Genomic DNA, 22,863 nt, shown 5'->3' on the forward strand with positions numbered 1-22,863 from the left:
GTTCAACGTTGAGCTGATCGCACCGATCGCAATGGAAGCCGGCCTGCGCTTCGCGATCCGTGAAGGCGGCCGCACCGTTGGTTCCGGTGTTGTGTCCAAAATCGTCGAATAATCAGACCTTCTGATTGTTTACGGAAAGGCCGCCCCTCGGGGCGGCCTTTTTGCTTTGGTAAGGCGCGGTCTCGCCAAGGGAAGAAAGCCGCGATGAGAGCGCATTTTGCGCGTTTTCCCTCTTGCCCTTCCTGCAGCACTGCACTACGAAACTGCTCACGTTAGGGGTATAGCTCAGTTGGTAGAGCGACGGTCTCCAAAACCGTAGGTCCCGGGTTCGAGCCCTGGTGCCCCTGCCATTTCCCAAAAGATACCTGTGTCAGAGAACCGTGCGCTTAGCGGCGGGTTCGACGCGTTAAATGCGGACCATGCGCCTGAAGCGACCGGCGGACATGCGGGCCAGTTTGATGGCGCGCTGTGGGGTTTTAAACTTCACATAAGGCGCGTTGGCATCAAAGAGTGGAGGCGAGAAGCTGCTCTCCACCCCAAGCCATTTGTAGAAATCCTGATAGTAGATCTCGCGCAGCGCCAGTGCGCTTTCAAAGCTGAAGATGTAATACTCATGTGTCTGCATGATGTTGGCGAAGATATCACGCGCGCGCGCATCATCGGCTTTGTACGTCGCGGTCGCGCCGCCAAATCGGAGCTGGCGGCTGGTGCGGCTGATGGAAAGGTCGCGGGTGCAGATCACGAAGCGCACATCATAGTCGGCCAGATCCTTGATTTCGTCCTGAAGCTCCTCAAACCATTTTTTTGGCCCGCGGGAGTAGGGCATCGAGCGGTGGATGATCACCAGGTCGTCGCCCTTGTCGCCGTTCCAGCCGTAGCCATCCCACGCGCCGAAGGTTTTGCATTTCTGGAGCACGTGTGAGGCCACGCGGGCAAGGAATACGCTGCCGGAAGATTCAAAACCGGTGACAATCAAAAGCCGTTTCATGTCTCTCGTCCTTAACACTATCCATACTGGCACAGACCGGGACTTGGGGCCCGTAGCGGCACATTTGACAGGCTCTGAAAGGGGGCGGGGCTGGTCGAAATTCTCAGCGATCCCCGGCAGATGAGCATGCCGCTATGCGCCGCAGGTAAGCTATCATGGGTTGTCGTAGCGGCAGAGTGTTATCTGCATGTGACGGGCCACAGGCGGAGTTGAGCCGGTGGCTGCTGATTTGTTGTGCGGGGCGGCGGAGGGGGCTGGAGCTTTTTTCTGGTTATGGGAGAGGGCCGCTGTTAGCGTCCCGCTATGGCTGAAATCGAGATTGAATATTTTTATTCCACCCACTCTGCCTTTGCCTATATCGGGCATCAGAGGCTTCTGGACATCTGTGCCAGGAACGGCGCGCGGTTGCGGCATCGGCCCATAGAGCTGTCGCCAGTCGTGGAGCATGCAGGCGGGATGTCTTTTGCGGGCCGGACGCAGGCGCATGTGGACTATTTCTTTGGTCGCGAAATCGAGCGGTGGGCCGCGTTCCGGGGCGTGGAGGTGCTTGGGCATCGTCCGAGTTTTCACGATGCGCCGCTTGCGCTCTCCAGTGGTGTGATGATTGCAGCCGCAGAGGCGGGCTTTGATCTGGACAGGTTGGCCTTTGCCCTGCTGCAGGGGCATTGGCGCGACGATATGGACTTGAGCGATGCAGGAGCCTTGGCCGAGGTGTTGCAGCGCGAAGGGGTAGATGCGACCGGGTTGCTGGATACGGCGATGTCGGCGCCGGTGCAGGCGCAGTTGGCGGCAAACACGCAGGAGGCCATGGCGCGCAACGTATTTGGCTCGCCCACCTATGTGTTGAACGGGGACATGTTCTATGGGCAGGACCACTTGGAGCTTCTGGAGCACGCGCTAGAGACGCCCTTTGGCCCGCATCGGTTCCAAAACCCGCCGGTTGGCTGAGGCATGGCTGTTTGCAGATTTTTTATGCGCTGCTGGCGGGCGAAAGGTTTGTACGTGACGTCGCGGCGTGTAAGCGCATAGCGGGTGTCTTGACTTGAATGCTCACCCAAAAGTAAGTGTCTGATCGCACGATTAGCCGTGTGATCAACTTAAAATTTACAGCAAATGATTTTTAGAATACTGAAAACGCTATGAAAAATGGCGACTTTCCCAGTCGCGATGTTAACGTTTGTGACCCTTTAAATAGTTTCTGAATACCTATTTAACCTCTAACGAGACCATGACCCAGGCACCGACAGCTCTTTACTCAGCGCAGGACGCCCTGCCCGTTGACGCCGTTCTGCAAAAACGCCGTCAGCTGCTTAAAGAGTATGCAGAGGAGCGGGCTGCGCGTTGGAAGGCGCGGCTGGTGCTGTTTGCGATCGGCTGTTTCATTGCCAGCTTTGCGTTGGATCCGTGGATTGTTGCGATTGCCTTTCTGCTCGCTGTTGGCGGTGATTGGTTGGACAGCCATATCCTGAGAACCCATGTGCGCCGCCTGATTGACGCAGGGCGGTTGCGGCCTGCGCAAAGGCTGGCAGTGATCTCCAGCGCCGTTCAGGGTGGCGCCTTTGTGGCCAGCATTGCGGTGTTTTACTTTGCGGAGCTTGAAGAGGCTGATTTGCTGTTTGTCGTTGGGGCGCTCTGTATCGGCGCGGTGAACGCGACAATCGCCCTGCCGAAAAACCCAGCAACAGCCATTTGCAGGTTGTTTTTCTATGCCAGCGCTCCGTTCGTGCTGATGGGGGTGCATGCTCTGCAGCTGGGGTCCTTTGAGCCGTTCTACCTCATCCGCGCCTCCAGCGTGATGCTGATGTTTTGCCTGTGTTATATGTTCATCGCATTTTCGAAGGCGGGGCTGGAAAACGCCCGTATCACCCAAGATCTGCGTCAGCAGCGGGCGGAGATGAAGGCGGTGACGGCGCGCCTGCAGGAACAGCAGACCGAGATGCGCCAGCTGTCGCTGGTGGCCCGCAATGCCAACGACTGTGTGATCATTTCTGACAAGAACCGGCACATCGTCTGGGTGAATGACGCTTTCACACGGATCACAGGGTTTTCTTTGGCTGAGGCAAAGGGGCAAGCCATTGTCGATCTGTTGACCGGCAACATCGAAGAGCTGCGAAGCTACAAACCCATTGAGGATGCTGTGGCCGCCGGCCGGGCTTTTCGCGGTGAGCTGCAGAATGTGACCAAGGACGGTCGACGCATCTGGGTGGATGTGAACCTCTGTCCGATCCGCGATGAAACTGGCGAAGTTGAGTTCTTCGTGTCCATTGAAAGGGACGTGACGGAAGCGCGTCAACACTCGCAAGACATGGTGAAAGCCCGTGAGGCGGCTGAGCAGGGCGCGCGCACCAAAGCGGAGTTTCTGGCAAACATGAGCCATGAGATTCGCACGCCGCTGTCCGGTGTGATCGGCATGGCCGATCTTTTGGCTGAAACCCAGCTGGACACAGAACAGGCGCGCTTTACCGAGACCATTCGCGGATCCTCCATGTCGCTGATGGCAATCATCAACGACATTCTGGACCTGTCCAAGTTGGATGCCGGGCGGATGCAGTTGCATCCGGTGGTGTTTTCACCACACGCCTGCATCAAGGAGACCTTGGATCTGTTGAGCCCTGCGGCGGACGACAAAGGGCTGGTGATCACCTTTAATGTCGGGGAGAGCACGCCGGACTACGTGAAGGCTGATGACGGGCGTATCCGTCAGGTACTGACCAATATTTTGGGCAACGCCATCAAGTTCACCGACACTGGAGGGGTAGATGTGATGCTGCGCCACACCTATGATGCGAAGGGGCGGCGCCTGATCTGTGAAATCAGCGACACGGGGGTCGGCATTCCGAAAGATCAGCAGGACAAGATTTTTGATCACTTCACCCAAGCCGAAGCCGCGACCTCGCGCAAGTTTGGCGGTACGGGACTTGGTCTGTCGATCACGCGGCACATTCTGGATGTTATGGGCGGCAGCATCATGGTGGAGTCTGAGCCCGGCGAAGGGGCAACATTCTGCGTTGAGATCCCTTATGAGGATGTGGAGCAGTCTGAGCTGTCCCCCATGGAGGCTGCCAACTCAGATGCGCCCGCACAGATCGAGCCGGGGCTGCGCATACTGGTGGCTGAGGACAATCAGACCAACCGTTTCCTGATGAAAAAATACCTCAAGGATCAACCGCTGGAGCTGGCCTTTGCCGAAGATGGTCAGGAAGCGGTCGAGATGGTTGAGGGTTTTGCGCCCAACCTGATTTTTATGGATATGTCGATGCCGCGCCTGAACGGCGTGGAAGCGACGAAGGCCATTCGCAAAATGGCCATTGCGCAGCCGACCATTGTGGCGCTGACCGCACATGCGTTTGATGGGGAAATGCAGGCGTGTCTGGATGCGGGCATGGATGAATTTCTCACAAAGCCGCTGCGCAAGGTTCAGCTTTTGAACTGGATTGCTGATCACCAGAAAAACGGACAGATCACCGGCGCAGCGTGACGCTTGGCGTGACCTAAGGCTGTTTTGCATCCATCGCAAAGCGCGCAGCGTTTTCGGCGCCAAAGGCATCATCCTGCGCTGAGGCGCTCCAGAATTGCGGCTGGGCCTTGGGGATGGTGAGTGCTCTTTGCGTTGCAGGGCGGGCGTCGATGCGGTCAAACCACGCTTGCAGATGCGACAGCCCGTCGATCGAAACCTTGGCCCAGGCGTACGCACGTGCCCATGGAAAGGTTGCCATATCGGCGATGCTGTAATTCTCGCCCGCAAGCCACTCGCGGCCTTTAAGGCGGGTGTTGAGCACTTCGAGAAGGCGGCGGCTCTCATCCACATAGCGCTTGATTGCGTAGGGCTCTTCATGCCCGTTGGGCGCGGCGATGCGCTGGAAGTACATGGCTTGGCCCATCATCGGCCCGACACCGCCCATTTGAAACATAAGCCACTGCAGTGTCTCGGACCGTGCGTTTGGATCTGTTGGCAGGAACTTCCCGTATTTTTCGGCCAGATACCAAAGGATTGCCCCGCTCTCAAACACCGCAAAATCGCCGTTTGAGCGATCCACGATGGTAGGGATACGGCCGTTCGGGTTGAGCTTCATATAGTCCGGCGCTTTCTGCTCGCGTTTGCCAAAATCAACGAATGTCAGATCGTAGGGAACGCCGGCCTCTTCCAGAAACAGGACCGGTTTGTAGCCGTTCATTGTGGCAGCGGTATAGAGATGGATGTCTGGCGCGGGCATGAGGGCACTCCGGGGTTCGGCAAGCTTGCATCCACAGGCTAGCAGCTTCGGCTATTGCTGGCGACAGGTGGCTGGCGGCAACACATTTGACTGGTGCAGCCGCCGAGTTTGGGATGCAAGATTGGCTGGGGGCAATGGCCGTCAGGCTGCGAGATGTGCCGCGAGATGGGCGTCAAAACGCTCAAAATCTGCGGCAATGTCGGGATTCTTCATCACATCAAACGCGGCAAAGGTTGGCAGGGCGGACATGTCAAAGAACTTTGCGTTCAGGTGCATGGGGCGCAGCAGGTCATCAACGCTGCCACCAGCAAAAAGAGCCTCGGCAGGGTCATCAAAAGACTCACGCGGAGCGTTGAATGTGACCGACAACATGTAGCGGGTGCCGGTGAGCGCGCCACCCATGCCGTAGTTGGCTTTGGGGGCTTCTTCGGTGCGGCCATCGCCCGCGCTTAAGCGGCCATCCAGACCGGCGGTATAGACTTCATCCATGTATTTCTTGAAGGACCACGGCACGCCCATCCAGTTGACCGGGAACTGGAAAATCACAGTGTCCGCCCATTGGTGGTTCGCGATCTCGGCGTCTACGTCATAGCCCTCGGCGACAGTTGTGACGCGCACGTCATGGCCTTTGGCTTCGAGCGCTGCGCGGGCGCGATCGGTCAAAGAGGCGTTCAGCCGGCCCGGTGCAAATTCATAGGGTTGGGCGCCGTTGAGGATCAGTATGTTGGTCATGATGCATTCCTTGCATTTGGGACAACCGCTTGGGGAGGTGCGGTGCGCAGGACGTGTGGTTGCCCAATGTGAAGTTCAACCTGTGCGCGTTTCTCAAATCCGCACGTTTCCGTGAAACCTGCAGAGGGGACGAGAAAAGCCATTGAACGGAAGGCATTAGGCGCCCTCCCCAATTACATTTTCAGGATCTTTTCGGGGTCAGACCGGCCCATCAGCACATCCGCGATGGCCATCCAGTTGCCGCGGGCGCGGCCGCGTCTGTCGACCCATGCCTCCGGGCGCAGGGATCGCAGGTGGTTGGCAGCGAAGTTGCGCAGGCACATGGTCAGGCCGCGCCGCCACGGAATGCTGCCTTTGCGGATCAGATAGAGCGGGTTGGCGATCTGGGAATAGCCCAGAATTGCGCCATTGCGCTCGCGGCCAGATTTGACGCCGCAATGCACCCCCACAAGGCTTTGCAGTCTGACCTTCTGGCCGGGCAGGCGGGCGCCAAAGTCGAGATCTTCCTGCCATGCATAGAGTGGGAGTTTCTCGTCAAAGCGCACGTCTTTGGCCGCAGAGGTCCGCACCGCCATGTTGCAGCCGTAAAGCCCGAGCAGGCCGGAGTTCATGATTTTGGGTTCCCCCCTTCCAGCGTCCGGTGCTTGCTGCTCCCAATTGACCACTGCATGCCCCGCTTCCTTGATGCTGATGCCCTCAGAGTTGATCCCATCCGCCAAGAGATTGCCGGTGACGCCGGTCACCTCCGGGAAGGCCTCAAAAGCTTTGATGATGTCAGCAATCACGTGGCAGCTGGGCACATAGTCATCATCTTGAAAGAAGACAAAATCGGACTGATCCACAACGCGATCCAGCCCGACATTGCGTTGCCTGGACGAGCCTTTTTCCGAGAGGATCACCTCTGGGAAGACAGGTGCGTGGGGGAGAAGTTTTGCAAAATCCGGCGCGTCTTCGGGTTTGGTGACCACAAGCAGGATCCGGCTTGGCAAGACGGTCTGCCGCATCAGATAGGGCATCATTTGGGCCAGAGTGTCAGAGCGACCAAGCGAGCAAATCACCACTGCTACGCGCTTTGGGGCAACCGACATACAAGCACTCCGAAAAATTTCATTTTCCAGTGTCTATATGTCTAGCAGGTTGCATAATGCGATAAAGTGACAGTTGTGCCTTTTCCGGTTTTTGATGGTGTGTTTGGTGGTATTTCGCAAAAGAGGCCCGCTGCTTAGGCAGATTGTTGCCTGTGCGCTGTTGGGCGGTTTTTTATCTGCGCAGCAAAGTGGCGCTGAGGGGAAATTGAGGGCACCGCCAATTGGCGTGGCAAGCAATTTTGGGGTGGATCAGCAGGATCGGGTGCTGCGGCTGGCGCAGGCGTTTCCCATTCTCAACATGCGCGATTCCATTTCTTGGAAAGAGCTGGAACGCGCGGCAGGCGCCTATGACTTCGGCAGGCCGCGCACGGGTTTTCCTGCGCAATTTGATCTGGAGAAGGTCGCGACAACGCTGATCGTGCATCCCGCGAACCCGCTTTATGAGGCAGGCAATACGGTGATTACAGAACACGGCATCGCCGCCTTTGCGCGCTATGTGGAGGCGGTGTCCACGGCCTATCCCGGGGTGGTGGCCATAGAGGTGGCCAATGAGTTTAACGGAGGCAGTTTTGTCAAAGGTCCGGCGCTTAAACTGGGGCCGATGGGGCGCGCGGATTTGCATGCGGCGCATCTGGCCGCCGTTTCAGAGAGGTTGCGTGCGCGAGCTCCTGAGGTACGCATCATTGGCGGGGCCGCGCATTCGATCCCCGCAGGCTACCTGTGGCGGCTTCTTGATCAGGGTGCGGCGGCGTGGATGGATGCCATCGCGCTTCATCCCTACACCACAGAGCCGGAACAGTTTGTGCGGCAAGTGGCGGTTCTGCGTCGGCATCCGGAGATGGCGGGGCTTGGCATTGATGTGACGGAGTTTGGTCATATCGACCGGGAGGCGGCGCCGGGCTACATGCTGCGGTACTATTGCCAGATGGCACTGGCGGGTGTGGACCGCGTCGCTTGGTATCCGCTGGCGCGCAGGGGGAAATATGCGGGGCTATTTACGCGCGATGGGAGGATCGAGCCAGCGGGGCGCAGCTATCGCATGATTGCTGCTGAACTCTCGGGCACGGATGTTGAGACGGTTGAAGCCGGGGCCTTTACCTATGGCTGCGCCTTTGATGGCGGCCGCAAGCTGGTGCTTTGGGGTGCGCCGCGTCCGGTGACAGTAACGGCGGCAGATGTGACTGTGCGCGGCGCTGATGCGGTGGAGGTGCCTGCCCGGGAAGAGATGGCCTTGTCACGTGAGGCACCGTTGGTTTTCAGCGCAGAGCGGCCACTTGCGCTGGGCACGGATATTCGGCTGGGGGCGCAGGCGCTGCTGGCCGATAGCTTTGATCAGTTTGCCTACCCTTCGGAGGGGGAAGCTCTAGGCAGAGCGCCGGGATTTCAGCGTTTCCTGCAGGTGGCTGGGGCTGAAGAGAGGCCGTTTGTCACGCGACCGGGGCAGGAGGCGCGGGGCAGACCCTGGACGCCTTACCTTGGCACGGATCTTGCCGAAGGTGTGCGGCTGACGGCGCGCGGGATGCAGCTGGGCGGGGGGCGTGCTCAGGATATCGGGATCGTGCATCGTTATGTTTCGGCGCGGGGGGGTACGCTTGATGTGTCCGCCAAGCTGGAGATCACGGGGCAGGGTGGCGATGGGGTGATGATTGTCGTCAAGGCTGGCGACGTGGTGCTGGCGGAGCAGGTTGTGCAAACGGAAGAGGAGATCGCACTGACAGGTGTCAAACTGCTTGCGGGGCAGGCCGTGGACATCGTCGTGCGGGCCAATGGTTCAATGCGTGGTGATAGTTTGCGCCACCGATTTCAGCTTTTTGATGCTGAGGTTGCCCGTAACTGAGCAGCGGGTGGGAAAAGGGTCACCTCGGGTCCATGAAGCTTTGACACAGGGGCGGTGATGGCGCAGGAATGAGCTTGTATTCTGTGTGTTTGGCCATTTTTATGACCGTTTCTGTGAGATCATTTGTGAAGGCACCGGTGGGGGCCGCGGTGGCGGCGGTTAATCCGCAATGCCGCTTTGACCGCGCGATATTTGTGATGTCTCACATGCGGGGCGCAACAACAGCCTTATCTAACGTGCTGTGCAGCCATCCTCAGATTTCAGGCTATGGCGAGGCGCATATTTCTTATCAAGGACGCGGGAGCCTTGGGCAGCTGGCGGTCAATCAGGCAAGGCGCAGCGCGTGGTCGCCGAGCGCGCGATACCTGTTTGACAAGATGCTCCACAATCGGCTCGACCGTGACCTGCCGGAGGCATTTTTTGCTGCGCGTGTGGTCTTCTTGTTGCGGGCGCCGGAGCCGACAATCCTGTCGGTGGCCAATCTGTTCCAGCATGTGGGGTCCAGTGAGTACCCCGATGAGATCACAGCGGCGCAATATTATCTGGCGCGGGTGCGGCGGCTCACACGCCTGTGGCCACGGTTTGCGCCAGAGCGGCGCATCGGGTTGCGCAGCGAGGCGTTGCTGTCTGATCCGGAGGCCGCCGTGGCGCGCATTCAGCACATGCTGCAGATGACCCCTCCGCTAGAGAACCGCTATGTCAGCCGGGCGGCGAGCATCGGGGCGGGGGCGGGCGATCCGATCCAAAGTGGCAACCATGCCAGGATTGAACGGCGCGTGCCTCAAGAAGAAGCGCCGATGCCCAACATTGCGCCGTCTCTGTTGGCGCAATGCCGGAAGGCCTATGAGGCGTTGTTGCAGATGATGGAAGCGGGTTAGGAAGCAACCCGGTGCTGATCCAGCGCGGCAATCACCGCGCGGGCGGCATTCTCCCAGGTGAAGTCGGAAATATGCGCGCGGCCCGCAGCGATCAGAGAGCTGCGCAGGGCGGGTTGGCTCATCAAGAGTTGGGCGCTGATCGCCCAGTCTTCAGGATTGTCGGGATCCGCGTAAAGTGCGCCGTCACCGCACACTTCAGGCAGGGCTCCGCATGGCGCGGCGATGGCCGGGGTGCCCAGTGTCAACGCTTCGGCAGGGGGAAGGCCGAAACCTTCGGTGCGTGATGGCGTGAGCACGGCAACGGCCCCCTGATAGAGGGCGGCGAGTTCCCGATTGGAGACAAACCCCGGGAAATGGACGTTGTCCGGCACCACATGACCTGCGCTCAGGAACGCCTGTTTGGTGGATTTTCCGACCAGCACCAGCTGGGCATTTTGCATGTCGGACCGCGCAAAGGCCTGCAGCAAGACGGCGATGTTCTTGTGATCCTGCAGGCTTGAGAGGGCCACGAAATAAGGCGTCTTCGGCGGGGCGTTGTTCGGGTTGTAGCTGTGTGAAGACAGGGCGGCCAGATGGCCGACGCCATTTGAGACCACATGGATCTGATCTGATTTGGCGATGCCCAAAGCCACCAGCCGGGACTTGGAATATTCCGATACCGCCAACACCAGCCGCCCATCAGTGGCCGCACCATAAGACAGCAGCTTGCGCCACTGACGCGTGGTGAAGCTGTAGCTTTCCGGTGCATCAAAGACATGGGCATCGTGCAGCATGGTGACATGGTTTTTGCCGAGCAGCGGAGCGGTGTTAAAAAAGCCGGCGATGCGGCCGCGGCGACTCAGGCGGGGAAGTTCCAGCTGTTCCCAGAAAATGCCGCCGAGGCGGCCGAAGACCTGAAACGGGATGCCTAAGGCTTGCGCTGCTTTTTTCGCGGCGGGGGGGACAACCACTTTGAGGTCATAGCGGGCGGCGACGTCCGGGTCGGTCGCCTGAAGTCTGGCCAAGGCCAGGGTCAGCTCGCGCGCGACTGTGTTTACTGCTGTGGTGTCTGCGGTCAAGAAGCGCCCGTTGACAAAAACCGGAAGTCGGGTCGTCACATGATCTCCTCAACCAGTTGCTGCATTTTTTTCTGAAACACTTCTTTACGGAAGCTTTCGGCGTGGCGGCGCACGGCTTTGGGTTTGATGTCGTCCTCCACCGCAAGGAACTGATCGACCGCGCCTAGCAACGACGGAATGCTCTGTTCGTTATAGAGCACGCCGGTGGGATCGCCTTTGTCCAGCCCGCGCACGGTTTCAGCAGAGCCTCCGACACCAAAGGCAATAACCGGAGTGCCGCAGGCCTGCGCCTCGACCGGTACCATGCCAAAATCCTCTAGTGCAGCAAAAAGAAAGGCGCGGGCATTGCGGAAACACTTCGCCATATCGGCGTCGGCAAGGCGGCCGGTGAACTCCACATTGGGGCCGGCAAGGGCCATGATGCGCGACTGTTCCGGGCCGGTGCCGACGACTTTGAGTTTGAGGTCCGGGCGGCGGGTGAAGGTTTCGACAATGAGGTCGATGCGTTTGTAGGGCACAAAGCGGGAGGCGGTGACAAAGTAGTCATCGCGCGCGCCCTCGTTGTAGGGGAAACGCTCCATATCAATGGGGGGGTGGATCACCTGCGCCTTGCGGCGGTAGACCTTCTCGATGCGCTTGGCGATGAATTCCGAATTGGCGACGATGTGATCCACCATATTCACCGTGCGCAGATCCCAGAGGCGGAATTTGTGGAGCATGCCGTGTGCAAGGTGGCGCTTGAGCTGGCCTAGAAAACCGCCACCGAGACTGTCCAGATATTCTGGTGCAAGATCCCAAGCATAGCGGGGAGGTGAGTGAATATAAGCGATATGGGGTTGATCGACCCCGGTGATCACGCCCTTGGAAAAGGCGGCGGAGGAACTGATCACGCAATCAAAGCCGCGCATGTCGAATTTTTCGATCTCGCGGGCGCATTGAAGCAGCAGATATCGGTAGTATTTCTGCACGCCGGGCAGCCGGTTGAGCCGGCTGACCTTGAGCGGGCTGAGCCCACCGTTTGTCGCGTAGTCACGCTCTTCCTCGGTGAGAAAATCAAAGAGAGTGTGTATGGGAGCGCCGGGGAAAGCACGCGCCAATTCGGCGGTTACGTACTCTCCTCCAGCAAGTCCGGGGAACCAGTCATGTACAAGTGCGATGTTGCGTGCCGGGGAGCGCATCAACATGGCGAAACCTACCTATCCTTTGGCACCTTGCCCCCGCGAATACACATCTTCGTAGCGAATGATGTCATCTTCGCCGAGATAGCTGCCGGTTTGAACTTCGATGAGAACCATGGGGACTTTGCCAGGGTTTTCCATCCGGTGAACCGCCCCAAGCGGGACGTAGATTGATTGGTTTTCCGATACCAGTTGTTCGGTGTTGTCCACCGTTACTCTTGCCGTGCCCTCCACGACGATCCAATGCTCTGCCCGATGGTGATGGGATTGCAGAGACAGGGATGCGCCCGGGTGGACATGGATACGTTTGACCTGAAAGCGATCGCCAATGACGAGACTTTCAAACCAGCCCCAAGGACGGTGATCTTTGGGGAATGCGGTTGCCTGCAAGGCGTTCTTGGCCTTGAGCGCCGTGACGGCGTGTTTCACGTCTTGCGCCTTGCTCATATCCGCGACCAGAACCGCGTCGTTCATGGCTACGGCAATGATGTTTTCGAGGCCGATGCCGACGATTTCCTGAGTGTCGGTTTCGGAGCGCAGCAAGGTGTTGCGGCAGCCTATATCGGTGGCATTGCCTGAAAGCGCGACACCCTGATCGTTCTGATCGCTGTTGCGCCATACGGAGTCCCAACCGCCAAGGTCAGACCAATAGCCGGTGAAAGGCATCACTGAGAGATTGGTGGCCCGCTCCATCACCGCGTAGTCGATGGAGATGTCTTCGGCCTCGCTCCAGGGCTCTGGCGCCAACCGCAGGAAGCCAAGGTCCACTTCGGCCGCTTCAACGGAGGCCTGGACCGGGGTGATGAGGTTGGGGGCGTGCGCCTCAAAGGCGGCAATGATGTCTTTGGCTTTGAACAGGAAGATGCCCGCATTCCAAAGATAGTTGCCCTGCTCAAGCATGGCCTGGGCAACCTCAAGCTTTGGTTTTTCGACAAACCGCGACAGCTTGATCGCGCCTTCAGCGTTTTCGGGAGAGCCTTCGAGCTCCAAGTAGCCGTAACCGGTTTCCGGCGAGGTTGGCGTGATGCCGAACGTAACCAGATCTCCGCGCCCAAGCGCAGGCAGCGCTGCTTTGACGCTGGCCTGAAACGCGGCCACATCAGGCACCACATGGTCAGATGGCCCTACAAGCATGACGGCGTCCGGGTCTTCGGAGTGAAGGTGCAAGGCCGCCGCCAATACAGCGGGCGCGGTATTGCGACCCTCGGGTTCAATTAGAATGGTTTTGGGGTCAATTCCGATATCCATTAATTGCTCGGTGACAATAAAACGGAAGTCGGAATTTGTAATAACAACGGGAGTTGAGAAGCTCATATTTTCAATGCCGCCCGTAAGGCGCTGGGCGGATGCTTGAAAAAGAGTGTGCGTGCCAACCAATTCGACAAATTGCTTGGGGTAACTCTTTCTAGAAAGAGGCCACAAGCGCGTTCCAGAACCGCCACAAAGTAAAACCGGCGAAATTTTCATTCGGGTTTATCTCCAATATTAATCTACAGATCCTGAAGAATATTCAGGGAGGGTATACGCAGATCCTGAAACTGAATTCAGGTATAAGTGTATCATGTGACTGCCTCAAGTTATTGAGAACATTGTCACAAAACTATCACCCGCTGCGGGAGATTGCCTGAAAATTAGGCTGACTGCCAGCTTTTTTGCGCATGAACTAACCGTTTGAGGAAAGTTCCGCACGAAAGAGTATGCAGCGTTGTTTTCATGGCCGTTAGGCGGTTGTAGCGGTGACGTCAGGTCGTGGTTTTGGCAGAGGTTGTGGCGGATAGGGGATCTTCCCTAGATTTATTCTCCTTATGGTTAAGTATTGTTCATTAAATATTAACGAAGGATTAATTTTTGTTTTGTGATTTTTGAAACGTTGTCGTGTTTTGGATTTGGCGAAATTATCGAAATGGTTGAGCGTTGAATTGGTGTTTCGTCCTTGGGAATTTAATCAAAATATGTGAGCGGAATCAGCATTGATGACGGCGTTATGGGCGATTGTTTGCTGGTTGCATGAACGTCAGTTCGGCGGCAATTTGCCGAATTATTATTTAGTTAACTATTCATGTCTCGAAAATGCGCTCGAAATAATTCAAAAGACAAAAATAATCTTGTGTCAGGCGCGTGCGTAGTGCCGCTGCCACCGTTTCCAGTGATCAGTAGAAAATTAACTTCGCAGAGATATCGACTCTGTTGGAGAAATTGTGGTGCCGGAATTGAACCGAGGAATAGTGGCCATTTCCTGAATGTCGCGGGCGGAGTGCGTATGCACAGCATGCCGACTATTTCCCGCGAGTGGGTTGCGCATTCAACGGATCGGTTCGTCAGCCCGGCGCATATGCAAGCCGCGATGATCGGCAGAGAAGATCGGACGCAAAGTCCCAATCCGGTGCAGGAGCCAGAAGATCTGCGCCAAGGTGGAGAAGACAAAATGACTGACACCGCAGAACGCGATGTCTGGAAAGACAGAACACTGAAACTTGACCGCGATGAGAGCCGCTGGGTCTCCCGCCAAGGGGGCGAGGCGCTCTTTGTCGGGCACGGAGATGACAATGTGATCGGCGCAAATGGCGTGGATCGTTTGGCTGAGGTGACGGTCGACGAATCTGTGGCCGATGGTGGCCCATCAGATGTTTTGCGGGACGATGTCGATGAAACGGCACTGGCTGGCGATGAAGTATGTGAGCGCGTCATCAACTTTGATATTTTCGAAAGTGACCGGCTGGTGTTGAAGCTGGCGCATGTTGATGAGCGTGGTCCGGATTTTGTGGCATCGGGCACTCAGCTGGGTCGGAATAATGAGGCCATCAACCTCTTCGGTGGCCTTCATCTGGGCGAAGGCCAGCAGGATGATCGCTTGGAAGCACTCTTCGGGTGAACACGAGATACCGTTGAGCAAAGCAGCCTGATCAAAAAATGAGCGACTGGCCAAACGGACCTGCCTGATTAGCCTGTGCCGTTTACCGCAAATACGTCGCGCGATAAGCTGGCAGCGTTGGTTGATTTGTTTTGCGGGTGGTTTCTTGGACAGGCTGATTTACATCATCGGCTCCGGGCGCAGCGGCTCCACCGTTATGGAGCGCGTTCTCAACAGTTCAGACAGAGTGGTGGGCGTTGGAGAAATCCACGCGCTGTGGCGGCTACCGATTGACGGGTTGATGTGTTCCTGCGGTGCGACCGTGCCTGATTGCACGTTCTGGCAAAGCGCCTTGTCGCACGCTGAAATTGATGCGGATGATCTGGCCGAACTTGCGGAGCTGGAGGCCAGTGTGGTCCGCAATAAGTTTCTCGTGCGAAAGCGATATGATCTCAGAAAGATTGCGCGCGATCCGGGGATCGTTCGTTTTAACGCATTGCAGGCCCGGCTGTTTGACGGCGTGCGGTTTGCGAGTGGCGCTGAAATCGTGCTCGACAGTTCCAAGGCGGGGCCGCGGGCTTGGGTTTTGGCAGCCACAGAACGCCCACCGGTGTTTTTGCACGCTTATCGCAATGCCCGTGATGTGATTGCGTCATGGCGTAAGCCGAAATTTGAGCCCTCCACCAATAGCTTGATGAAAAAGCCAAGTTTGGGGAGCGCGGCGCTTGATTGGATCAAGGTGGAACAAGCCGCGCGCAGTCTGGCCCATCGAGGGCAGAAGGTGAGCCGCGTGAACTATCTGGATTTTGCCAAAGCACCGCGCCCGACCTTGCACGCTGCGCTGGAGCCTTGGTTTGCTGGGCTGGTGGACACGATGGATTGGCGTGGCGAAAGGGATGTCGCACCGGGCGCGCAGTATCATTCTGTCCTCGGCAATCCGGATCGCTTTGACAGAGGGGTGATCCAGATCCGGCCGCAACGGGTGGCGGCGCAAAACTTTTCGCGTAGCGAAGCCATTGCCATTCAGAGCGTTGCCGCGGTTCTGCAGCGGTTCTACCGATAGCTGGCGGCCTATGCCTGTGATTGCTTTGGGGTGAAACTGTCTCGAAACCAGCGGGTTATGGGCCGTTCGATCCAGAGGTGGGTGGCTGTGCCCGCAGAGATTGCCGCAACAAAAAGCACTGCCGCAGTGCCGATAGCGCCGAGTGGCCTGGCGAACTCAAGGGCTGCGATCCCCTTTTCTCCGATTTGCAACACAATGGTGTGGGACAGATAGAGAGCGTAGCTTGCAGCGCCTTGTTGTTGCCAAAACCGGGATTTGAGCGATTGGGAGGCGCGCTCCAGGCAAAGTGCGCCAGCCACGATGCAGAAGGCCGGCAGGCCGAAAATTAAAAACCGAAGCGGCATGAGTTGTTGAAAATCGGGGCCCCAGTCGAAAATTTCTGGGAGAGCCAGACCAATACCACCGGCTGCGATCAACAGCCAACCGGTGCTGCGCCGCCCGCCAATGGGGCCTGCGTTCAGGTACCAATGTGCCAGCCAGCAACCGGTGAGAAACTCCAAGAGAATACTGTTGGTGAAGAAGCGGGCCACCGCGCCGGAGGGCTGTAGAAGCAGGCCAGCCAGCGGCAAGAGCAGAAGGCAAGTGGTGATCGCCATCAGACGGTGGCGATTGGGCAGAAAAAGAGCGGCGCCAAAGAGCAGGTAGAAAAACGCTTCGTAGTTGAGGGTCCAGCCGACGCCGAGAAAGGGCATAAGCGCGCCGTTACTGCGCTCAAACGGAATGAAGCCCATGGATTTGAACAGATTGGTCAGCGTGGCGTCTGTGTCGGTGAGGCCAACGGGACGGAGGCCGAAAGCCACCATGCCAGCGATGAGCAATAGGAACAGCCAGTAAAGCGGCACGATGCGTGTAGCGCGCTGTGCAAAGAACTGTGCTGGCGTGGCGGTTCTCTGCGCCGTGGTCAGCGTGATGATAAAGCCCGAAATTACAAAGAAAATATCGACCCCGGCCGCACCTACATGGATGTCCTTGATCCATGGGGCATGCGGGAGCAACGGCGTGCGCAGGTGGTGCAGAACCACCATGGTCGCGGCAACAGCGCGCAGAACTTGTACATTACACAGCATAGCAAATGACCTCTCCCCGAAGGGCCTTGGCACACAAAGATGGGTCGGATCTCTTTTTTAGCTCTGCTGGAAAGATGGGCTCTGTCAACCTACGGGAGATGATAGTGCCCAGCATTGGGCAGATTTTGCGCCTCCAAGTGGCAATGCTGTTGAAAGATCCGGCAGCCGCTCGCATGGTAAGGCTGTTTTTATGTGTTTGCTTTGATGTGTTTTTGAGATGGCGCTTTTGCTCAATGGCCGCTTTTTGACGCGACCGCCGACCGGTGTGGACCGGGTTGCTGTGGAACTGATGCGCGCGTTTTTGGCGCGGGACGATGCGCCGGAGCTGCGATGCGTGGTGCCGCAGCCAGGACCAATTCAGGAGCTGGAAACCTTTCCTGACGCTCTGATCAAGTCGGTGGAAATTTCCGACAGCATCTTGAAGGGGCAACTTTGGGAGCAGGTCTCTTTGCCCGGTTTGGCGGCAGAGGAGACCTTGCTCAGCCTTTGCAATATCGGGCCGATTGCCTCAGCAAATCAGGTGGTGATGATGCACGATGCGCAGGCGTTCACACAGCCGCAGGCATACGCGCGCGCCTTTCGCATGTGGTATCATGCGGTGCAGCCGCGATTGGGGCGGACGGCCAAATTGGTTCTGACCGTTTCCCGCTTTTCAGCGGGGGAGTTGGAGGCGCATGGTGTCGTGCCGCGCGGCAAGGCGCGCGTGGTGCACAATGGGGCGGATCACATTTTGCGCACCGCTGCGGATCCGGAAATCCTAACAGATTTTGCGCTGGAACCGCAGGGGTATTTTCTCGCGATTGGCAGCTTGGCGCCGCATAAGAACTTGAAAATGTTGATCGCCGCGGCCGAGCGGCGCGGGGCGGGAGCACCACCCTTGGTGATCGCGGGGGGCGGCAATGCGCGGGTGTTTGGCGAAAACGGTCTGCGGGAAAGTGCGTCGGTGCGCCTGTTGGGGCGGGTGAGTGATGCGCAATTGCGCGCTCTCTATGAAAATGCGCTGGCCCTGACGTTTCCATCGCTGACGGAAGGATTTGGATTGCCTCCTGTTGAGGCGATGACGTGTGGCTGTCCTGTGATTGCCGCGCCGCGCGGTGCTGTGCCGGAGATCTGTGGTAGTGCGGCGCGCTACGCCGATCCAGAAGACGCTCAAGCTTGGACCGTTGCGATACAGGACATCGCCGATAACCAGCAGGAAAGGAAAGAACGGGCCGAGGCTGGGCGCGCCCAGAGTGCCGCATTCACTTGGCAGGCAGCGGCGGCGCAGTTTGCGGCGCATCTGGATGAGGCTGGTCTATTGTCTTCAGCGTAAGGCCACCGGCTTCGATCCGTGCCACGGTGAGCGCGCCGGTCGCATAGACGCCGCTGTCGATTGCGATGCGCCCGTTGGTCAAGCCGGGGCGATCCACGATGAGGTGGCCGTGCAGCACAAACAGTCCGTCTTTGCGGCGAATGTCATAGCAGTCGGCATTGCCCCAGGTCAGCACTGCCGGGTCTTGGGCATCGGGCGATTGGGCTGGGTCGAGACCTGCGTGAACCGCAATGATGTTGCCGGATTGCCAGAGCCAGGGCCAGTCGAGCATCCATTGGATCATCTCCACACCCATGGCCTGCGCAAGGGCATCGCGCAGATCATAGAGCGCGTCTTCACTGTTGGTGGTCGGTGTGAGGCCGAAACTTTGCAGGGTCTCTGCGCCGCCGGCCCCAAGCCACATTGGGGCGTATTGGACCGGATCATCCAGAAAGCCGAGCAGCATTTCCTCGTGATTGCCACGCAGGCAGATCAGGTCTGGCCAGGCGGCGCGCAGGCTGAACAGCCTTCGCAGCACCGCGGCGCTGTTAGGCCCGCGATCTATACAGTCCCCGAGAAGCACCACCGGAGCCTCAGCATCTTCAGGGCGGGCGGCGATCCAGCCAAGAGCGGCGTCCAGACGATCGGCGCAGCCATGCACATCGCCGATGGCAAAGAAAGGCTTTTGCGGCGCAAGCGCGCTTTCGGTGAACGGTTTGGTGCGGAACAGGCGGGGAAACAGAGGCATCACAGTCTGAGATCGGAATATAAGCTCAGACTGGCATGCTTTTGTCCGGGGTCAAGCGGGAAGCGCTTGGGATTGGTCACATTTGCGGAGCCTCCCGCTAGCCCCAGGGCTGAAAGCCCGTTGGCAGGGGCAATGTGAGGCCGGAGGTGCGCAGTCTTGCGCCGGTGGTTGTTCCGGGCCCAAGGCCTGCAAGCGGTTTGAGGGGGCCAAGGACGGCCGAAATATCTGCACCAGAGGTCCCGGAGGCGGGATCGGCATCGGCAGTGTTGTTCCAGAGGGTTGCGCCGGAAGGGCGCAGCCAGAGCTGGCGGGCCGTAAGGTCAACGGCCACCTGTACGGTTGTCTGGCTGTTGATATGGGACCCCATCTGCTGAAGGCCGCCGCCGGAGAAGCGCAGCGTTGTGCCCAGCCAGCCTGCTTTGCGCACACCATTGGTGCCGCCGCCCAGCGGGGCGTCCTGATCCCCGACCCCGACAAAGACGACGCTTCCGAACACATCGACCTCAAAGATAAACTTCCCTGTTGCGCGTGTTTGGGTGCCGCGTGCATAGCGGGTGCCGGTCTCGCCGTTGTTCACCAACGCCCCATTTTCGGAGTAGCTGAACAGGCTTGGTTGATAGGTCACATCCCAGACCGAGGCGCTGGAGGGCAGGGTGATGTCGGGGAGCGATTGCAGGGGGCTGTTGATCTCGTCTGTCGTCAGCAACGCGTAGATGTCCATTGGGGTGTCCTGCGGCAGGGCGCTTAGAAGGACCGTGGATTGTCCGCCGGGGGGAAGAGTGCTTGGCAAAGCTTCCTGCTGCGTGGCGAGGAAGCCTGTGCCAGCTTTCAACTTCGCTTGCGTCGGTGCCGGATCGCCTGCGGGCAGTGCTGCCACATAAAGTGTGCCGCCATCGGTGCTGCGCAAAGACAGGGTCAGATCCGCGTCTGAGATCTCCGTTTCGGCGAGTTGCGTGATCACAGGGCGCAATGCCGGTGCGTAGGAGTGCGATGCGCCATCGGCACCGCGCAGATCCACGAGGGCATTGGCGATGAGCTGGCCGAGCTGCTGCATTTGAGACGCTGTCAGATGCACATTGTTGCCATTGCGCAAACCGTGCTCGACAAAATAGCGCCGAGTATGACCGCCGTTGGCCGCGTCGGTAATTGTGCCATCCTGTGCGATGTGCCAGCGGCAGAGGCCGCGCAATTGGTCGTTGATTGCGGCGGTGTAAGGATCGGGTTGGCCGGACCCAAGGGAGGTTTCGATGGGAGACAGAGCGATCAGAAACCAGGGCGGCTGCGCACCCATTTGAGCCTCTTCAAAGGCGTAGATCTCCTCAAAATGCTGGGCGTAGTCGGTGATATCGGGGTGCGTGAGGTTGGCCTCGGCTCGTGGCGTGCTGGTATTGGTTTCGCCCTGCCACCAGATTTTCGCCTGATAACGCAGAGGAGCAGGCAGGCCCGCGAGCGCTTGGCGCAGATGGCGTCTTCCGTGGATCTTGTTCTGCCAGACCTGCCCGGAAAGGCTTGGGCGGAAGGCGTCGATGTGCTGCCCTGCCGTGGCCGCCTTGGCCAGCAGGAGCGCGCTCGCCGTTCCCCAAAGCGTGCCTGTGTCAAAGGCTGCGGCGAGGCCTATGGTTGGGCCTGTGCCACCGCTGCCGCCACCGGACGTGAGGCAGCGCTCCCCGTAGCGGCCCTCTTGCCCGGCGATGGTTTCATCTGCTGCGGCCAGCACGTAGGGCAGGGTTTCCACTGTTGGCGTGGAGGTTCCTGCACCAGCGGTGATCGAGAGTTGGGAGACGTCCCCATAGAGGCGCCGTGCGGAGGCAGGCAGGCTGTCGATGGAATTGAAGCCAACAATGTTGGATTGCCCTTCTGCATCGAGAAGAGCGATGAAGCTGGGTTGCGGTGAGACTGTTCCGGCTTCCCCAAGCGTGCTCGCAGAGATGTCGAGGCCGATCCCAATCATCAGCTTAGCCCGATGATGCCGGTTGCGGTTGTGCCTGTGGCCCAGACGCGCGTGGCGCGCACAGGGAAGGTGATCCCGGCGGCAACAAAAAGCGTGGCCACAGAGCCATCGGCGGTTGTGAGGCGCACCGTGCCGCTGCTGGCAACGTTCAGGGCGCGTGTGGTTTTGCTGAGATCCGCGCTGTCGTTTGGGGTGATCTCCTGCAGAGACACCGCTGGAGCGTTCAGGGTGACGGGATATTGGGAAAAATCATCTGGTGACGGCAAAGCTGTGTCCTCGCATGGTCAATCGGTCAGGCGGGGTGCCTGAGCTTGATGGGCAAGGGGGATGCCAGATCGTGCTTAATCAGGGGTGGGCGCTGCGCGCGCAGGCTACGAGTTCCGAGCAACGGGAGCTGTCTGTAGTGGCTTGGTATGAGGGGCTTACCGCTCGGCAAAGACCCGCATATCAAACACGCGCAGCCGCATTCCCGCGCCGATCGTGGCCAGAGCCAGAAGCGTGGCCAATGACAGACCGATGCCAAGGCTGAGACCGCTGACGCCAATCCCGCTTTTGATCCAGAGCCACAGGCCGCTAGCGGCAGCGTAGTAGGCGCCAACCACCGCCAATGCGATGAGGATATTGTAAACTGCGCCTCGAATGGGCACTTCGCCTTGCCAAGAAATCAGTGCGAACGCGGCAATTGCTGTGAGGATGGCCACACAGGCTTGGGCAAAGGCGAGCGTGTTCAGGCCCTGATCTGAGGTGACAAAGATGGTGGCGATCATCACGCTGGTCCAGAACAGATTGTGATACATCGACACCTGCGTTTTGTTGCGCGCGGCAAAGATCGGCAGGATCAGCGCATTGCCAAACCCGGCAAAGGCGCGCACCGACAGCGCATAGAGGGCGCCAAGGGCGGCGAGATAGCTTGGGTGAAAGAGTGTGGTGACGAGATCGGCTCCGAACACCAGAATGGTGGCGGCAAAGCCTCCCATCAAAATGACCATCACACCACAAAAGCGGTTGAGCACTGGCTCCAGCTGCGCCCCTGTTCGGGCCGCCGCGCCAAATTGGTTGAGCGCAAAACTGCGCAATGGTTGCCCTACGATATCAATGGTGGCGGTCGAAAGCCGATTGGCGAACCGATAGAGACCGGATTCTGCCGTTGTGAAGAAATAGGCCAGCAAAAGGTCTGTGCCGAAGTTGGAGACAAAAACCAGCAGGCGGGATCCATAAAGCCCCGAGGCATAGCGCAGCGCATGTGCTGCCATCGGTCGATCAAACAGGAAATGCGGCCGATCCGGCGTCATGACGCTGTAGAGAAAAACACCTATGACAACCCGGATATAGCGGTAGACCACCAAGGCAAAGAGCGACTGCCACAGCCAAAGCACCAGCGCGCCGCCGAGCATTGCGGCACTGTTTTGCAGCAGCATGATGATGAAGTGCCGCCGCATCTGCTGACGCCTTATCAGAACGGCGCTGGCCCAGGCCATGCCGGAGGCAAAGGGCTGCAGCAGGCCCAGGTAGCGCAGGACGGGTGCGAGATCAGGGCTGTCAAAGACCTGTGACAACCATGAGGCAAACACGATGAGTGCACCACCGCCAATCCAGCCCACAAGTTGCATTAGCCAAAACATGGTGGAAAGAACCGATTTGTCATCCTCAGAAGAGGTCACGACAAAATGGTAAAACCCCGCATAGGTGAACGCGAGCACCAGCTCCACAAAAACAATGGCAAGCGTGTAGACACCGTATTCAACGGGGGCGAGAAAGCCTGCGGCCAACAGCGTGATGACAAAACCGGATATTTGCTGCGATGCGAGGCCAACCATAGAGAGCGCCGCATTCGCGCCGGATTGGATCTTGGATTGGCCTGAGGATTGGGCTGCGGGAGCGCGATCTGCCATCTGTCCTGTAAATCCGAGTTTTGAACA

20 protein-coding genes and 1 tRNA gene are annotated in these 22,863 nt (G+C 58.4%); 9 read left to right on the plus strand and 12 right to left on the minus strand.

Annotated features, from left to right (window positions below):
* The coding region (locus J7400_RS13090; RefSeq protein ID WP_209064502.1) for a hypothetical protein at window positions 1–112 on the plus strand (112 nt) is incomplete at its 5' end.
* Between the two features lie 162 nt (window positions 113–274).
* A tRNA-Trp gene (locus J7400_RS13095) sits at window positions 275–350 on the plus strand.
* A 56-nt stretch (window positions 351–406) separates the two neighbouring features.
* On the opposite strand, the gene J7400_RS13100 is transcribed toward J7400_RS13095, so the two are convergent.
* Complete coding sequence (locus J7400_RS13100; protein ID WP_209063945.1) at window positions 407–988, minus strand: hypothetical protein; 582 nt, start codon at window positions 986–988, stop codon at window positions 407–409.
* Between the two features lie 303 nt (window positions 989–1,291).
* On the opposite strand from J7400_RS13100, the gene J7400_RS13105 reads away from it, so the two are divergent.
* Both J7400_RS13105 and J7400_RS13110 read left to right on the plus strand, forming a co-directional pair.
* Window positions 1,292–1,936 (plus strand): 2-hydroxychromene-2-carboxylate isomerase, encoded by a 645-nt coding sequence (locus J7400_RS13105; RefSeq protein WP_209063947.1) that lies wholly within the window; start codon window positions 1,292–1,294, stop codon window positions 1,934–1,936.
* 280 nt (window positions 1,937–2,216) lie between these two features.
* Window positions 2,217–4,466, plus strand: a complete 2,250-nt coding sequence (locus J7400_RS13110; protein WP_209063949.1) for an ATP-binding protein — start codon at window positions 2,217–2,219, stop codon at window positions 4,464–4,466.
* Between the two features lie 13 nt (window positions 4,467–4,479).
* Here J7400_RS13110 and J7400_RS13115 read toward each other — a convergent pair whose 3' ends face one another.
* From J7400_RS13115 to J7400_RS13125, 3 genes are all read right to left on the minus strand, one after another.
* Window positions 4,480–5,202 carry a glutathione binding-like protein gene (locus J7400_RS13115; protein ID WP_209063951.1) on the minus strand — a complete coding sequence of 241 codons (723 nt, stop codon included), beginning with the start codon at window positions 5,200–5,202 and terminating at the stop codon, window positions 4,480–4,482.
* Window positions 5,203–5,343: 141 nt separating this feature from the next.
* Complete coding sequence (locus tag J7400_RS13120; RefSeq protein WP_209063953.1) at window positions 5,344–5,934, minus strand: NAD(P)H-dependent oxidoreductase; 591 nt, start codon at window positions 5,932–5,934, stop codon at window positions 5,344–5,346.
* 173 nt (window positions 5,935–6,107) lie between these two features.
* Window positions 6,108–7,022 (minus strand): glycosyltransferase, encoded by a 915-nt coding sequence (locus J7400_RS13125; RefSeq protein WP_209063955.1) that lies wholly within the window; start codon window positions 7,020–7,022, stop codon window positions 6,108–6,110.
* A 205-nt stretch (window positions 7,023–7,227) separates the two neighbouring features.
* On the opposite strand from J7400_RS13125, the gene J7400_RS13130 reads away from it, so the two are divergent.
* Window positions 7,228–8,859 carry a hypothetical protein gene (locus tag J7400_RS13130; RefSeq protein ID WP_209063957.1) on the plus strand — a complete coding sequence of 544 codons (1,632 nt, stop codon included), beginning with the start codon at window positions 7,228–7,230 and terminating at the stop codon, window positions 8,857–8,859.
* A 101-nt stretch (window positions 8,860–8,960) separates the two neighbouring features.
* Window positions 8,961–9,737 (plus strand): sulfotransferase, encoded by a 777-nt coding sequence (locus tag J7400_RS13135; RefSeq protein ID WP_209063959.1) that lies wholly within the window; start codon window positions 8,961–8,963, stop codon window positions 9,735–9,737.
* On the opposite strand, the gene J7400_RS13140 is transcribed toward J7400_RS13135, so the two are convergent.
* The 3 genes from J7400_RS13140 to J7400_RS13150 are packed head-to-tail and all read right to left on the minus strand — an operon-like array spanning window position 9,734 to window position 13,440.
* Complete coding sequence (locus J7400_RS13140; protein ID WP_209063961.1) at window positions 9,734–10,834, minus strand: glycosyltransferase family 1 protein; 1,101 nt, start codon at window positions 10,832–10,834, stop codon at window positions 9,734–9,736. The genes J7400_RS13135 and J7400_RS13140 overlap by 4 nt on opposite strands.
* Window positions 10,831–11,979 (minus strand): glycosyltransferase, encoded by a 1,149-nt coding sequence (locus J7400_RS13145; RefSeq protein ID WP_209063963.1) that lies wholly within the window; start codon window positions 11,977–11,979, stop codon window positions 10,831–10,833. Before J7400_RS13145 ends, J7400_RS13140 begins: the two co-directional genes overlap by 4 nt.
* A gap of 12 nt (window positions 11,980–11,991) precedes the next feature.
* Window positions 11,992–13,440 carry a mannose-1-phosphate guanylyltransferase/mannose-6-phosphate isomerase gene (locus J7400_RS13150; RefSeq protein WP_209063965.1) on the minus strand — a complete coding sequence of 483 codons (1,449 nt, stop codon included), beginning with the start codon at window positions 13,438–13,440 and terminating at the stop codon, window positions 11,992–11,994.
* Between the two features lie 958 nt (window positions 13,441–14,398).
* On the opposite strand from J7400_RS13150, the gene J7400_RS13155 reads away from it, so the two are divergent.
* Together J7400_RS13155 and J7400_RS13160 are read left to right on the plus strand one after the other, a co-directional pair.
* A complete protein-coding gene (locus tag J7400_RS13155) occupies window positions 14,399–14,845 on the plus strand; it encodes a hypothetical protein (protein ID WP_209063967.1) in 447 nt (148 codons plus the stop codon).
* Between the two features lie 145 nt (window positions 14,846–14,990).
* Window positions 14,991–15,887, plus strand: coding sequence for a hypothetical protein (locus J7400_RS13160; RefSeq protein ID WP_209063969.1), 897 nt, complete (start codon window positions 14,991–14,993; stop codon window positions 15,885–15,887).
* An 8-nt stretch (window positions 15,888–15,895) separates the two neighbouring features.
* On the opposite strand, the gene J7400_RS13165 is transcribed toward J7400_RS13160, so the two are convergent.
* On the minus strand, window positions 15,896–16,954 hold the full coding sequence (locus J7400_RS13165; RefSeq protein ID WP_209063971.1) for an acyltransferase: 1,059 nt from the start codon (window positions 16,952–16,954) through the stop codon (window positions 15,896–15,898).
* A 217-nt stretch (window positions 16,955–17,171) separates the two neighbouring features.
* Here J7400_RS13165 and J7400_RS13170 point away from each other — a divergent pair, with 217 nt between their 5' ends.
* A complete protein-coding gene (locus J7400_RS13170) occupies window positions 17,172–18,266 on the plus strand; it encodes a glycosyltransferase family 1 protein (RefSeq protein ID WP_209063973.1) in 1,095 nt (364 codons plus the stop codon).
* On the opposite strand, the gene J7400_RS13175 is transcribed toward J7400_RS13170, so the two are convergent.
* The 4 genes from J7400_RS13175 to J7400_RS13190 form a co-directional block, all read right to left on the minus strand.
* Window positions 18,196–18,993, minus strand: a complete 798-nt coding sequence (locus tag J7400_RS13175) for a metallophosphoesterase (RefSeq protein ID WP_209063974.1) — start codon at window positions 18,991–18,993, stop codon at window positions 18,196–18,198. The two genes, J7400_RS13170 and J7400_RS13175, sit on opposite strands and share 71 nt — an antisense overlap.
* Window positions 18,994–19,090: 97 nt before the next feature.
* Window positions 19,091–20,944, minus strand: coding sequence for a hypothetical protein (locus J7400_RS13180; RefSeq protein WP_209063976.1), 1,854 nt, complete (start codon window positions 20,942–20,944; stop codon window positions 19,091–19,093).
* Window positions 20,944–21,210 (minus strand): hypothetical protein, encoded by a 267-nt coding sequence (locus tag J7400_RS13185; RefSeq protein WP_209063978.1) that lies wholly within the window; start codon window positions 21,208–21,210, stop codon window positions 20,944–20,946. The genes J7400_RS13180 and J7400_RS13185 overlap by 1 nt, the downstream gene beginning before the upstream one ends.
* 156 nt (window positions 21,211–21,366) lie before the next feature.
* Window positions 21,367–22,836 (minus strand): oligosaccharide flippase family protein, encoded by a 1,470-nt coding sequence (locus J7400_RS13190; protein WP_209063980.1) that lies wholly within the window; start codon window positions 22,834–22,836, stop codon window positions 21,367–21,369.
* Between the last annotated feature and the right edge of the window lie 27 nt (window positions 22,837–22,863).

The sequence above is a fragment of the Shimia sp. R9_2 genome (genome assembly GCF_017743735.1).
Lineage (GTDB): Bacteria > Pseudomonadota > Alphaproteobacteria > Rhodobacterales > Rhodobacteraceae > Shimia.